We start from the raw sequence: 12607 nt of genomic DNA, 5'->3' as shown, positions 1-12607 counted from the left end.
TCTAATTCGACATCGCATGTTGCGGTGCGGCTTGATGTCGTCGTTCCCGCCGGCCGGCTGGCCGGCCACATCGCTCAATCATGCGGAGAGAAACCATGAGTCGCCGTTCCTTCCTGAAAGCCGTCGCGGTTGTCGCCGCGCTCGGCGCAAGCATCGCGCACGCGGATACCAAGACGCTCGTCGTCGGGACCGATACGTCCTTCATGCCGTTCGAGTTCAAGCAGGGCGACAAGTACGTCGGCTTCGATCTCGACCTGTGGGCCGAGATCGCGAAGGACCAGGGCTGGAAATACACGATCCAGCCGATGGATTTCGCGGGCCTGATCCCGGCGCTGCAGACGCAGAACATCGACGTCGCGCTGTCCGGGATGACGATCAAGGAGGAGCGCAAGAAAGCGATCGACTTCTCCGCCCCTTACTACGACAGCGGCCTCGCGGCGATGGTGCAGGCGGGCAACACGTCGATCAAGTCGATCGACGACCTGAACGGCAAGGTGATCGCCGCGAAGACGGGCACCGCGACGATCGACTGGATCAAGGCGCACCTGAAGCCGAAGGAGGTCCGTCAGTTCCCCAACATCGACCAGGCCTATCTCGCGCTCGAAGCCGGCCGCGTCGACGCGGCGATGCACGACACGCCGAACGTCCTGTTCTTCGTGAACAACGAAGGCAAGGGCAAGGTAAAGGTCGCCGGTCAGCCGGTCAGCGGCGACAAATACGGGATCGGCTTCCCGAAGGGCAGCGCGCTCGTGCCGAAGGTCAACGCGTCGCTCGTGAAGATCAAGGCCGACGGCCGCTACGCGCAGATCTACAAGAAGTGGTTCGGTGCCGAGCCGCCGAAGATGTGAGCGTGACGGCGCACCATGGCGCGGCCGGATGGCCGCGCCGGTCTTGATTCGAACGGGGAGCGACAAGTGAATTTCGATTGGTCGGCGATCTGGGCGGCGTTGCCGGACCTGATGGACGGGGTCCGGTTGACGGTGTTCATCGCATTTTTCGGGCTGGTGGGCGGCTTCATCGTCGGGATGATCGCGGGGATGTTCCGCGCATACGGACCGAAGGCGATGAACGTGCTCGCCCAGATCTATATTGAACTGATCCGCGGCACGCCGATCGTCGTGCAGGTGATGTTCCTGTACTTCGCGCTGCCGCTGCTCGCGCATATCCGCATCGACGGCCTGACGGCCGCGATCATCGCGATCACGGTGAATTCCGGCGCGTATCTCGCGGAAGTGGTGCGCGGCGCGCTGCTGTCGATTCCGAAGGGGCTGACGGAAGCGGGGCTCGCGATGGGCTTGTCGATGCCGCGCGTGCTGCTCAAGGTGGTCGGGCCGCTCGCGTTCCGGCGGCTGATTCCGCCGCTCGGCAACCAGTGCATCGTGAGCCTGAAGGACACGTCGCTGTTCATCGTGATCGGCGTCGGCGAGCTGACGCGCAAGGGGCAGGAAATCATCGCGGGCAATTTCCAGGCGGTCGAGATCTGGACAGCGGTGGCGATCATCTATCTGCTGCTGACCGGCGCCATGACGCTGACGCTGCGGATCGTCGAGAAAAGGATGCGCATCTTATGAGCATGATCGAATTCCAGAACGTGTCGAAGAGCTTCGGCCACGTGCCGGTGCTGAAGCATATCGACCTGAAGATCGACGCGGGCGAGGTGGTCGTCGTGATCGGCCCGTCCGGTTCGGGCAAGTCGACGATGTTGCGCTGTATCAACGCGCTCGAGAAAATCACCGGCGGCGAGCTGCTCGTCGACGGCCAGAGCGTGCGGGGCAACGCGGCGACGATCCGCAACATCCGGCTCGAGGCCGGCATGGTGTTCCAGCAGTTCAACCTGTTTCCGCAGATGACCGCGCTCGAGAACGTGATGTTCGGGCCGATCCAGGTGCGCGGTGCATCGCGTGCCGACGCGCGCGACCAGGCGATGGCGCTGCTCGACAAGGTCGGCCTCGAATCGCGTGCGAATCATTACCCGTCGGAGCTGTCGGGCGGGCAGCAGCAGCGCGTGGCGATCGCGCGTGCGCTCGCGATCCGGCCGCGGCTGATGCTGTTCGACGAGCCGACGTCGGCGCTCGATCCGGAATTGCGCCACGAAGTGCTGAAAGTGATGCAGGATCTCGCAACCGAGGGGATGACGATGATCGTCGTCACGCACGAGATCGGCTTTGCGAAGCGGGTCGGCACGCGGCTGCTGTTCATGGATCAGGGCGGCATTGCCGAGGACGGCCATCCGGTCGACCTGATCGACCGTCCGCCGACGCCGCGCCTGAAGGAATTCCTGAAACACGTGTCCTGAACGAAACCGAAATGGCCGACATGCCGCTTTCCCTTTCTCCCGTCATCGCCGGTGCGCCGTTCGACATCGGCGTGCGCCTCGGCGAGCTTGCCCGCCCCGTATTCGACACGTACATGCGGCAGAGCAGCGCATGGCAGGCCGTGCGAGGCTGGCGCGGCCATCCGTTCGTCGATGCGCTGCGGCAGGCCGCGCTGGCCGCTTACCCCGATCTCGTCGCGGAACTGGACGGGATCGCGGCGGGCATCGGCTGGCCGGCCGAGGACGTCTTCCTGTGGAACTGCCGCGGCGAACTGATCCATCACGCGCCGGACGGCTGTACGACGCTCGCCGCGCGCGATGCCGACGGTACGCGCTGGATCGCGCACAACGAGGACGGCGATCCGTTCCTGCGCGAGCGTTGCCTGCTCGTCGACGTGCAGCCGGCCGGCAAGCCGGGTTTCGTCAGTTTCTATTACCCCGGTTCGCTGCCGGGCCATACGTTTGCCGCGAACCGCGCGGGCATCGTGCAGACGATCAACAATCTGCGCATCCGCACGCCGGCAGCCGGCGTGCCGCGCATGATCCTCGCGCGCGCGGTGCTCGACGCGACATCGCTCGACGCGGCGGCCGACGTGCTGCGCGGGCATGCGCGCGCGAGCGGCTTTCATCACACGCTCGGCGCGACCGGCGACGAACGCTTGCTGAGCATCGAGGCGAGCGTCGCGCGTTGTTCGGTCGTCGACGTCGCGCGACTGTCGGGCCATGCGAACCATCTGGTGCATCCCGGTTGCGACGCGCAAGCGCAGATCGTCACGCAATCGTCGGCCGACCGCCAGCGCCGCGTCGACACGCTGATGCCCGGCATCGACGCGGTCGACGAACGCGCATTGCTGCGCGTGCTCGGCGATCGCGCGCCGCAAGGGCTGCCGATCTACCGTGACGATCCGGCCGACCCCGACGGCGAGAATACGCTGGCAACCGCCGTGTTCGCGATTGGCTCGGCATCAATCGATTTCACCGTTCATCAACACGGCACGCGGCGCTTCGCGACGCGCATCGTGCCGTCCGGACGCGCGCCCGACGCGTCCTGATCCATGAGGCCACGCATGACGACCGTTTTCCATCGCGCTCCGCGCGCCACCTTGCCCGTTGCCGTTGCAGGCGACGGCATCGAGATCATCGATTCGACCGGCAAACGCTATATCGACGCGTGCGGCGGCGCGGCCGTGTCGTGTCTGGGCCACAGCAACCAGCGCGTGATCGACGCGATCAAGCGGCAGGCGCAGCAACTGGCGTACGCGCATACGTCGTTCTTCACGACCGACGTGGCGGAAGAACTCGCCGACCGGCTCGTCGACGCCGCGCCGGCCGGCCTCGAACACGTGTATTTCGTGTCGGGCGGATCCGAGGCGATCGAGGCCGCGCTGAAGCTCGCGCGCCAGTATTTCGTCGAGAAGGGCGAGCCGCAGCGCCGGCATTTCATCGCGCGGCGGCAGAGCTACCACGGCAACACGCTCGGCGCACTCGCGATAGGCGGCAACGCATGGCGCCGCGAGCCGTTCCTGCCGCTGCTGATCGAAGCGCATCACGTGAGCCCGTGTTATGCGTACCGCGACCGGCAATCGGGCGAAACCGACGAAGCGTACGCGCAGCGTCTGGCGGACGAGCTTGAACGGAAGATCGTCGAACTCGGCGCGGAAAACGTCGCGGCGTTCGTCGCGGAGACGGTGGTGGGCGCAACGGCCGGCGCGGTGCCGCCGGTGCGCACGTACCTGAAGAAGATCCGCGCGGTGTGCGACAAGTACGGCGTGCTGCTGATCCTCGACGAGATCATGGCGGGGATGGGGCGCACCGGCTACCTGTTCGCGTGCGAAGAAGACGACGTCGCGCCCGACCTGCTGACGATCGCGAAGGGGCTCGGCGCGGGCTACCAGCCGATCGGTGCGACACTGGTGAGCGACCGCATCTACCGGACGATCGTCGACGGCTCGGGTTTCTTCCAGCACGGCCACACGTACCTCGGCCACGCGACCGCGTGCGCGGCCGCGCTCGAAGTCCAGCGCGTGATCGCCGAAGAGAAACTGCTCGACAACGTGAAGGCGCGCGGCGAGCAGTTGCGTGCATCGTTGCGCGAGCATTATGGTACGCATCCGCATGTCGGCGACGTGCGCGGTCGCGGGCTGTTCGTCGGCATCGAGCTCGTGCGCGATCGCGACACCAAGGCGACGTTCGATCCCGCGCTGAGGCTGCATGCGGCGGTCAAGCGCGAAGCGATGCAGCGCGGGTTGATGGTGTACCCGATGGGTGGCACGATCGACGGCGTGCACGGCGATCACATCCTGGTGGCGCCGCCGTTCATCAGTACCGCGCCGCAGATCGACACGATCGTCGAGCGGCTGTCCGGCGCGATTGGCGCGGCGCTCGCGTCGGCCGGCGCGTGAATCCCGACTTCATCGAATCCCGACCATGACAGACAGACTGCCTCCTTTCGATCCCGCATTGGCCACCGACGAGCAGAAGGCTGTGCTGGCCGACATCCTCAGTGGTCCGCGCGGCAACCTGAACGGGCCGTTCCTCGGCTGGATCGCGAGCCCCGAGCTGGCCCAGCACGCGCAGAAGCTCGGCGCGTTCTGCCGCTATCGCACGGGCCTGCCGCTGCGCCTGTCGGAACTCGCGATTCTCGTAACGGCCGCGCGCTGGCGCTCGCAGGCCGAGTGGCACATCCATCATCCGATCGCGCTTGACGCCGGTGTGCCGGCGGCGACGGCCGAAGCGATCCGGCTGGGCGTCGCGCCCGCATTCGAATCGGACGACGACGCACTGATATACGCATTCGCCAGCGAGCTGTACGACACGCGCCGCGTGAGCGATGCGACGTTCGCGCACACAGGCGCGCTTCGGCCACGAGACCGTGGTGAATCTCGTCGCGCTGCTCGGTTACTACGCACTCGTCGCGATGACGCTGAACACGTTCGGTATGCGTGCAGACGGACAAACTGATTTGCCGTTTCCGGAATAATCGCCGGCGGCGCCTGCGTCGGGAGCACGCCGCACGCGCGCCAGGATGGCCCGAAAAGCCCGTATTCTCGGGCCTTTCGGCGTTTCGGCACGGTCGATCCGGCAATTCGCCGCGTGGTGACGACGCACGCCGCACGACCTGCGCGTCAGTGCAGGAATTTTTCCCCCTACCTAGAATTTCGGCAAACAGCTTACGGGGGAAATATCGATGCGCTGGGTCCTGTTGATCGTGTTCGTTGCGTGTGTCGTGTACACGCATCGGCGCGGCAAGGTTCGGCACAGGTTGTTCAGGCAACTATCCGATCACTCGACCTTCACCGCACCGCTGAACTGCTTTTCTTACGCGTTCTCGTCGGTGCCGACCACGCCGTTTCTCGATACGGATCACTTTCCGGAGCTCGCGGTGCTACGGCGCGAATGGCGCACGTTTCGCGGCGAAGCGCTCGCGTTGCGCGACGCGAGCCGGATCAAGGCGTCCGGCGAGTACAACGACATCGGCTTCAATTCGTTCTTTCGCCACGGCTGGAAGCGTTTCTACCTGAAGTGGTACGACGCGCCGCATCCGTCCGCGCAGGCGCTGTGTCCACGCTCGGTCGAGATCCTGTCGCGGATTCCGTCGATCAAGGCGGCGATGTTCGCGCAGTTGCCGCCGGGCGGGAAACTCGGGCTGCATCGCGATCCGTACGCGGGCTCGCTGCGCTACCACCTCGGGCTCGATACGCCGAACGACGACGCGTGCCGGATCGTCGTGGACGGCGAGTCGTATGCATGGCGGGACGGGGAGGCCGTGATGTTCGACGAGACGTACCTGCACTGGGCCGAAAACCGCACCGGGCACGATCGCGTGATCCTGTTCTGCGACATCGACCGCCCGATGAGATATCGCTGGGCGCAGCGCATCAACGATGCGTTCGGGCAACTGCTGATGCGCGCGGCGGCGTCGCCGAACGAAACGGGCGATCGCACGGGCGGCCTCAATCGTGCGTTCAGGTACCTGTATGCGATTCGCCGCGCCGGCAAGCGATTGAAGGCATGGAATCGCACCGTGTACTACATCGTGAAGTGGCTGCTGTTCGGCGGGATCGCGGTTGCAATTTTCTGTATCTGACGGGGACGAGCAGGCATTTTTCCGTCTGACGATAGGGCGCGCGGCATCGCATCGGCGGCCCTCGGCCGCCATCAATGCAACCAAATGTATTCATGCGGGATCAATGACCGACGGCCGCGTATGATGGCTTGTTCACGTCGAAATGATCGGTGAGCAAGCATGACGAGTACCCGCAAGACCTTGATGATCGCCGGTGCGCTCCTGGTAGCCGCGGCCGGCACTGGCTACGTGATGCTCCTGCGCGCGGACCACCGTGCGATCGAAGACGCCGGCATCGGCGATTCGGCCGCGCCGGTCGCCGCGGCACCCGCGAGCAACGATCATGCGGTGCAGGGCGCCATCGCGCCGCCGGCACCGGCTGCCGCGACGGCATCGAAACAGGTCGCGGCCGCGCCGCCTCCGTCCGCACCCACGCCTGCGCCGGCTGAAACCGCGCGGATCGACGCGGCGCCTGCGGCCGTGCCCGCGGTTCCGGTCGTCAGCGACAAGCCGCAACCGGTGACGAAGCCCGCCGCACCGCCGCCGAAAGTCAACGTGGTGACGGTGGATGCGCAGGATTCGACCCCGCCGGCGCCGGCCGTCAAACCCGCTCCATCGGCCGCATCCGCGCAGGACGCGCAACGTGCGCCGCGCAAGCGCGACGGCCTCGAACGCCATGCAGCCGCCGCGCCGGCCGCGACGAAATCCGAAACGCCGGAGACGGCCGCGCTGGTCCGGGAATCGGCGAAGCTCGATCCGTCGTTGCCGCCGCCGCCGATGTCGTCGATGTCGGCAAGCGCCGGTTCGTCCCGCCAGGGGAATTCGTCCGGCGCGAATCCGGTCGCCGCCGCGATGACCGAGCAACTGGTCCGCGCATCGAGCAACTTCAAGTCGACGACACCCGCGCCCGCGAACGGCGATCCGACCGCAACCAAGTAGCCGCGCCAACTTCCGAATAAAAAGGACCCCGCATGCCGACCAAAGCATGCGGGGCCAAGAGAGACAATCCGGTACGCCGAAGGGCGTTATGCGGCGACCGCTTCTTCCGCTTGCGGCTGCGGCGCGGCGGCCGGCGCCACGTCCTGGCGGATCAGGTGGTCGAACGCGCCGAGCGACGCCTTCGCGCCTTCGCCCACGGCGATCACGATCTGCTTGAACGGCACCGTCGTCACGTCGCCGGCCGCGAACACGCCCGGCACCGACGTCGCACCGCGCGCATCGACGACGATCTCGCCGTGCTTCGACAGTTCGACCGTCCCTTTCAGCCATTCGGTGTTCGGCACGAGGCCGATCTGCACGAACACGCCTTCGAGATCGATGCGCCGCGTGTCGCCCGAGCGCAGATCCTTGTAGACTAGCCCGTTCAGCTTGCTGCCGTCGCCGGTCAGCTCGGTCGTCTGCGCCTGCGTGACGATCGTCACGTTCGGCAGGCTGCGCAGCTTGCGCTGCAGCACTTCGTCCGCGCGCAGTTGCGCGCCGAATTCGATCAGCGTGACTTCCTTCACGATGCCGGCCAGGTCGATCGCGGCCTCGACGCCCGAGTTGCCGCCGCCGACCACCGCGACGCGCTTGCCCTTGAACAGCGGGCCGTCGCAGTGCGGGCAGTACGCGACACCGCGGTTGCGGTACTCGCGCTCGCCCGGCACGTTGATTTCGCGCCAGCGCGCGCCGGTCGCGAGCACGATCGTCCTCGCCTTCAGCACCGCGCCGTTCGCGAGGCGGATCTGGTGCACGTCGCCCGGAATCAGCGCGTCGGCGCGCTGCACGTCCATGATGTCGACGTCGTACTGCTTCACGTGCTGCTCGAGCGCGGTCGCGAACTTCGGCCCTTCGGTTTCCTGCACCGACACGAAGTTCTCGATCGCCATCGTGTCGAGCACCTGGCCGCCGAAACGCTCGGCGACGACGCCCGTCGCGATGCCCTTGCGCGCCGAGTAGATGGCGGCTGCCGCGCCTGCCGGGCCGCCGCCGACGATCAGCGTGTCGAACACCGGCTTGTTTTCGAGCGACTTCGCCGCGCGTTCGCCGGCGCCCGTGTCGAGCTTCGCGAGGATTTCCTTCACGCTGCTGCGGCCCTGGCCGAACGACGCGCCGTTCAGGAACATCGTCGGCACGGCCATGATCTGGCGCGACTCGACTTCATCCTGGAACAGTGCGCCGTCGATCGCGACGTGGCGGATGCGCGGGTTGATCAGCGACATCACGTTCAGCGCCTGCACGACTTCCGGGCAGTTCTGGCACGACAGCGAGAAATACGTCTCGAATGCGTAATCGCCGTCGAGCGCGCGGATCTGTTCGATCACGTCGTCGTCGAGCTTGATCGGGTGGCCGCCCGTCTGCAGCAACGCGAGCACGAGCGACGTGAATTCATGGCCCATCGGGATGCCGGCGAAGCGGATGCCGGCCGGCTTGCCGGGTTCGCCGATCGAGAACGACGGCTTGCGCTCGGCGTCGTCGCGGCGTTCCGCAACGGTCACGCGATCCGTCAGCGACGCAATCTCGTTCAGCAGCGCCAGCAGTTCCCGCGATTTCGCGCTGTCGTCGAGCGAAGCGACGAGTTCGATCGGGCGCGTGATTTTTTCGAGGTACGCTTTGAGTTGGTTCTTGAGATTGGCGTCGAGCATGGCGTTTCGGATTCCGTATTGATTATGCTGGTCGGGCACGTCGTGCCGGAGGAGGGTGCGGGCCGCGTGCCGCGGCGGCCCGCCATCGCGCGCCTCGTGCGATGGCGCGCGGCGCGATCGTCAGATCTTGCCGATCAGGTCGAGCGACGGGGTCAGCGTTTCCGCGCCCGGCGTCCACTTGGCCGGGCACACTTCACCCGGGTGCGCCGCGATGTATTGCGCAGCCTGCACCTTGCGCAGCAGTTCGCCTGCGTCGCGGCCGATGCCGTTGTCGTGGATTTCGCACAGCTTGATCTCGCCTTCCGGGTTGATCACGAACGTGCCGCGCAGGGCCATCCCTTCTTCCTCGATCAGCACGTCGAAGTTGCGCGACAGCGTGAGCGTCGGGTCGCCGATCATCGGGTACTTGATCTTGGCGATCGTGTCCGACGTGTCGTGCCATGCCTTGTGCGTGAAGTGCGTGTCGGTCGACACGCCGTAGATTTCGACACCCAGCTTCTGGAATTCCGCGTAACGGTCGGCGAGGTCGCCCAGCTCGGTCGGGCAGACGAACGTGAAGTCGGCCGGGTAGAACACGACGACGGACCACTTGCCCTTGAAGTTCTCTTCCGAGACGGGCACGAAATCGCCGTTGTGGTAAGCGGTTGCCTTGAACGGCTTGATTTGGGTGTTGATGATCGGCATCTGGAGAATTCCTTGTCTTCAGTGGTGAGTGGAGTGTTGCCAGTATCCGGGTTCACCCGGAGCTTGTGAAATTGCTTGTTTCAATCCGGGGCATCGGGATTTTCTATCTGCTTCCGGCCCTTGATTGTGCGGGCCTGGGGGAGCGGCTTGTCGAGCGCGGGGCGGATGGCTGTCGAATGCGGACGAGCGCGGGCGCTGGACGAACGTCTCGCGCGATCGTGTCCGGTGCGACGGGAGGGCAAGGTGTCGCGGTATGCGGCGGCTCAGAGCGTGTAGGGAACGCGGACGTCGGGTTCGGTGGCGGGGAAATCCTTCGTGTTGCGCGACACGAGCAGGAGCCCGTTGACTTGTGCCGATGCCCAGACAATTGCGTCGGGCAGGCGGATGCGCCGCTCCTGACGGATTGTCACGACGCGATTCGCAACGGTGTGGTCGAGCGCGATGACATCAAACGACGAGAGCCATGCGCGGATGGGCGCCTCGTCCTGTGCGGGCGTACCGGCCAGCACCTCCATCCACGAGATCGTGCTGATCGCTCGATAGTCGTAGCGGCCCAGTTCCACGCGTGCCGATTCCACGCCGCCCAAATAGTCGATCAGGATGTTGGTGTCGAAGAGCGCTTTTACCATTCCGAGCGTCGTTCCGCCGGCGCGGCACGTTCCGCTCAGATCCCCGCCATCTTCCTCAGCCACTCGGCGAGCCGCCGCGCCCCGTCCGGCATGTCCGCGTCCTCGCGCGTGCAAAGGTAGTAATCGCGCCCGTCGTCGAGCGCGTGATCGAACAGCTTCACGAGCTCGCCGTTCGCCAGCTCGCGCTCGACCAGCGGCGCGCGCAGCAGCGCCGCGCCGAGATCCGCACGCGCGGCGCTCAGCGTGAGCTGCCCATCCTCGAACATCGGCCCCACCGCGTGCGACACGTGCCGCACGCCGGCACCCTGCAGCCAGTTGACCCACGTGCTGCGATCCTCGTCGTGCACGAGCGGCGCCCGGGCGAGATCGGCCGGCGTGCGGAACGGCCCGTGGCGCGTCAGGAACGACGGGCTGCACATCGGCACCATCGCGCCCGGCAGCAGCCGTTCGCAGCGGTAGCCGGGCCAGTCGCCGGTGCCGAAGCGGATCGACAGGTCCGACGCGTCGCTTCGGTAGTTGCGGTGATGGGCGTACAGCACCGTGACGTCGACGTCCGTGTTGTCGGCGAGGAACGCGTGCAGCCGCGGAATGAACCAGCCGATGCCGAGCAGCGGAATCAGGCTGACGGTGATCTGCCGCAGCGACGAGCGGTCGCGCACGAAGCGCGTCGCGCTGCGCAGCACCGAGAACGCCGCGCTGATCGAACGGTAATAGTCGCGCCCTTCGTCGGTGAGCGCGAGCAGCCGGCCTTCGCGGACCGTCAGCGGCGTCTGGATGAACGCTTCCAGCAGTTGCAGCTGATGGCTGACGGCCGACGGCGTGATGTCGAGTTCGCCCGCCGCCGCGGTGACCGACCCGAGACGCGCAAACGCTTCGAACGCGCGCACCGCGCGCAGCGGCGGATCGTGCGGTAATTGTTCGATATTTTTCATGTATCGAATTTTATCGAAAAGTCAGGGTAAGCGACAACATGAAAATATGCTTTATATACAGTCGTATACGTTAATGTTCCGGAAACGGCATAAGCATCCAACAATTGGGTATTTGGGGCTTGGGTGTTGAATATTTAATATTTTTCATGTTTTGATTCGACCTACCGATCCTCCACACATGAAAATCGCTTTCCTCTCCGCCAGTCTCGCATTCTCCGCGGCCGCCCTGGTCGCCTCCGTTTCCGCGTTCGCGCAATCCGCACCGCAGACGATCCTGATCGGTCTCGCCGTGCCGCTGACCGGCCCGTCCGCGCGGATCGGCAAGGATCTGCAGAACGGCGCGCAACTCGCGATCGACGACGCGAACGCCAAGCATCCGACCATCGGCGGCAAGCCGGTCGTCTACAAGCTCGTCGCGGCCGACGACCAGTCCGATCCGCGCACGGCCGTCGCGGTGGCGCAGAAGCTCGTCGACCAGCACGTGATCGGCGTCGTCGGTCACTGGAACACGGGCTGCAGCGTGCCGGCGTCGCGCGTGTACCGCGACGCGGGCATCCCGCAGATCGCGCCGGCGTCCACCGGCCATCAATACACGCAGCAGGGCTACGCGACGGCGTTCCGGATCATGGGCCACGACGATGCGGGCGGCAATTTCACCGGCGCGTATGCGGTGAAGACGCTGAAGGCGAAGCGCATCGCGGTGATCGACGATCGCACGTCGTTCGGCGCGGGACTGGCCGACCAGTTCATCAAGGGCGTGCAGGCGAACGGCGGCGCGATCGTCGATCGCCAGTACGTGAACGACAAGACGACCGATTTCAGCGGCGTGCTGACCGCGATCAAGGGCAAGCACGCGGATCTCGTGTTCTTCGGCGGCCTCGATGCGCAGGCCGCGCCGATCGCCCGACGGATGCGCCAGCTCGGCATCAATGCGCCGCTGCTCGGCGCGGGCGGCTTCGTGAGCCAGACCTTCCTGTCGCTCGCGGGCAAGGACGGCGACGGCGTGACGGCGCTCGAACCGGGCCTGCCGCTCGACCGGATGCCGGGCGGCCAGGCGTTCGACACGCAATACCAGGCACGCTTTCATGCACCGATCGAACTGCATGCGCCGTTCGCGTACGACGCGGCGGCCACGCTGATCGCCGCCGCGCAGAAGGCCGGCACGACGCAGCCGGCGAAGCTCGTCGCGGCGGTGCGCGCCATCGACCGGCCGGGCGTGACCGGGCGTATCGCGTTCGACCCGGAAGGCAACCTGAAGGACCCGGCCTTCACGATCTACCAGGTGCGCGGCGGCAAGTGGGCCGTCGTCGACGTGCTCGGCGGTTCGCGCACCGCGGCCAAGTAACCCCCACGAGACA

Annotated in this window: 12 protein-coding genes and 1 pseudogene; 9 read left to right on the top strand and 4 right to left on the bottom strand. The window is 66.1% G+C overall.

Translation table 11 applies throughout. The features are described 5' to 3' along the window. Positions 1 to 95 precede the first annotated feature (95 nt). The 8 genes and pseudogenes from glnH to HWX00_RS29250 all read left to right on the top strand — a co-directional run bounded on the left by glnH (position 96) and on the right by HWX00_RS29250 (position 7319). Positions 96 to 848, top strand: coding sequence for a glutamine ABC transporter substrate-binding protein GlnH (glnH, locus tag HWX00_RS29285; protein ID WP_059558236.1), 753 nt, complete (start codon positions 96 to 98; stop codon positions 846 to 848). A gap of 15 nt (positions 849 to 863) precedes the next feature. Beyond that, complete coding sequence (gene glnP / locus HWX00_RS29280; protein ID WP_175027885.1) at positions 864 to 1571, top strand: glutamine ABC transporter permease GlnP; 708 nt, start codon at positions 864 to 866, stop codon at positions 1569 to 1571. Further along, positions 1568 to 2296: a glutamine ABC transporter ATP-binding protein GlnQ gene (glnQ, locus tag HWX00_RS29275; RefSeq protein ID WP_034185930.1), complete on the top strand. Its 729-nt coding sequence runs from the start codon at positions 1568 to 1570 to the stop codon at positions 2294 to 2296. Before glnP ends, glnQ begins: the two co-directional genes overlap by 4 nt. A 20-nt stretch (positions 2297 to 2316) precedes the next feature. Next, positions 2317 to 3366, top strand: a complete 1050-nt coding sequence (locus HWX00_RS29270) for a C45 family autoproteolytic acyltransferase/hydrolase (protein ID WP_175027910.1) — start codon at positions 2317 to 2319, stop codon at positions 3364 to 3366. Between the two features lie 15 nt (positions 3367 to 3381). After that, on the top strand, positions 3382 to 4716 hold the full coding sequence (locus tag HWX00_RS29265) for an aspartate aminotransferase family protein (RefSeq protein ID WP_175027884.1): 1335 nt from the start codon (positions 3382 to 3384) through the stop codon (positions 4714 to 4716). Positions 4717 to 4741: 25 nt separating this feature from the next. Further along, positions 4742 to 5294, top strand: a pseudogene (locus tag HWX00_RS29260) (carboxymuconolactone decarboxylase family protein). 207 nt (positions 5295 to 5501) lie between these two features. Continuing rightward, positions 5502 to 6401, top strand: a complete 900-nt coding sequence (gene lpxO / locus HWX00_RS29255) for a lipid A hydroxylase LpxO (RefSeq protein WP_034185934.1) — start codon at positions 5502 to 5504, stop codon at positions 6399 to 6401. A 159-nt stretch (positions 6402 to 6560) separates the two neighbouring features. After that, the gene (locus HWX00_RS29250) at positions 6561 to 7319 is read left to right on the top strand and encodes an extensin (RefSeq protein ID WP_175027883.1); all 759 of its coding nucleotides are present in this window, start codon (positions 6561 to 6563) and stop codon (positions 7317 to 7319) included. An 86-nt stretch (positions 7320 to 7405) separates the two neighbouring features. Here HWX00_RS29250 and ahpF read toward each other — a convergent pair whose 3' ends face one another. The 4 genes from ahpF to HWX00_RS29230 all read right to left on the bottom strand — a co-directional run bounded on the left by ahpF (position 7406) and on the right by HWX00_RS29230 (position 11249). Then, complete coding sequence (gene ahpF / locus HWX00_RS29245) at positions 7406 to 9004, bottom strand: alkyl hydroperoxide reductase subunit F (RefSeq protein ID WP_175027882.1); 1599 nt, start codon at positions 9002 to 9004, stop codon at positions 7406 to 7408. Positions 9005 to 9124: 120 nt separating this feature from the next. Beyond that, complete coding sequence (gene ahpC, locus HWX00_RS29240) at positions 9125 to 9688, bottom strand: alkyl hydroperoxide reductase subunit C (RefSeq protein ID WP_049035363.1); 564 nt, start codon at positions 9686 to 9688, stop codon at positions 9125 to 9127. A 263-nt stretch (positions 9689 to 9951) separates the two neighbouring features. Then, positions 9952 to 10317 carry a type II toxin-antitoxin system VapC family toxin gene (locus HWX00_RS29235; protein WP_175027881.1) on the bottom strand — a complete coding sequence of 122 codons (366 nt, stop codon included), beginning with the start codon at positions 10315 to 10317 and terminating at the stop codon, positions 9952 to 9954. Between the two features lie 35 nt (positions 10318 to 10352). Next, a complete protein-coding gene (locus HWX00_RS29230) occupies positions 10353 to 11249 on the bottom strand; it encodes a LysR substrate-binding domain-containing protein (protein ID WP_034185939.1) in 897 nt (298 codons plus the stop codon). Positions 11250 to 11427: 178 nt separating this feature from the next. Between HWX00_RS29230 and HWX00_RS29225 the strand changes: the two genes are divergently transcribed. After that, the gene (locus tag HWX00_RS29225; RefSeq protein ID WP_175027880.1) at positions 11428 to 12594 is read left to right on the top strand and encodes a branched-chain amino acid ABC transporter substrate-binding protein; all 1167 of its coding nucleotides are present in this window, start codon (positions 11428 to 11430) and stop codon (positions 12592 to 12594) included. Positions 12595 to 12607 lie beyond the last annotated feature (13 nt).

It is taken from the genome of Burkholderia seminalis DSM 23518, from assembly GCF_902832885.1.
In the GTDB taxonomy this organism is placed as follows: domain Bacteria; phylum Pseudomonadota; class Gammaproteobacteria; order Burkholderiales; family Burkholderiaceae; genus Burkholderia; species Burkholderia seminalis.
This window is presented reverse-complemented; position numbering and strand designations above follow the sequence as displayed.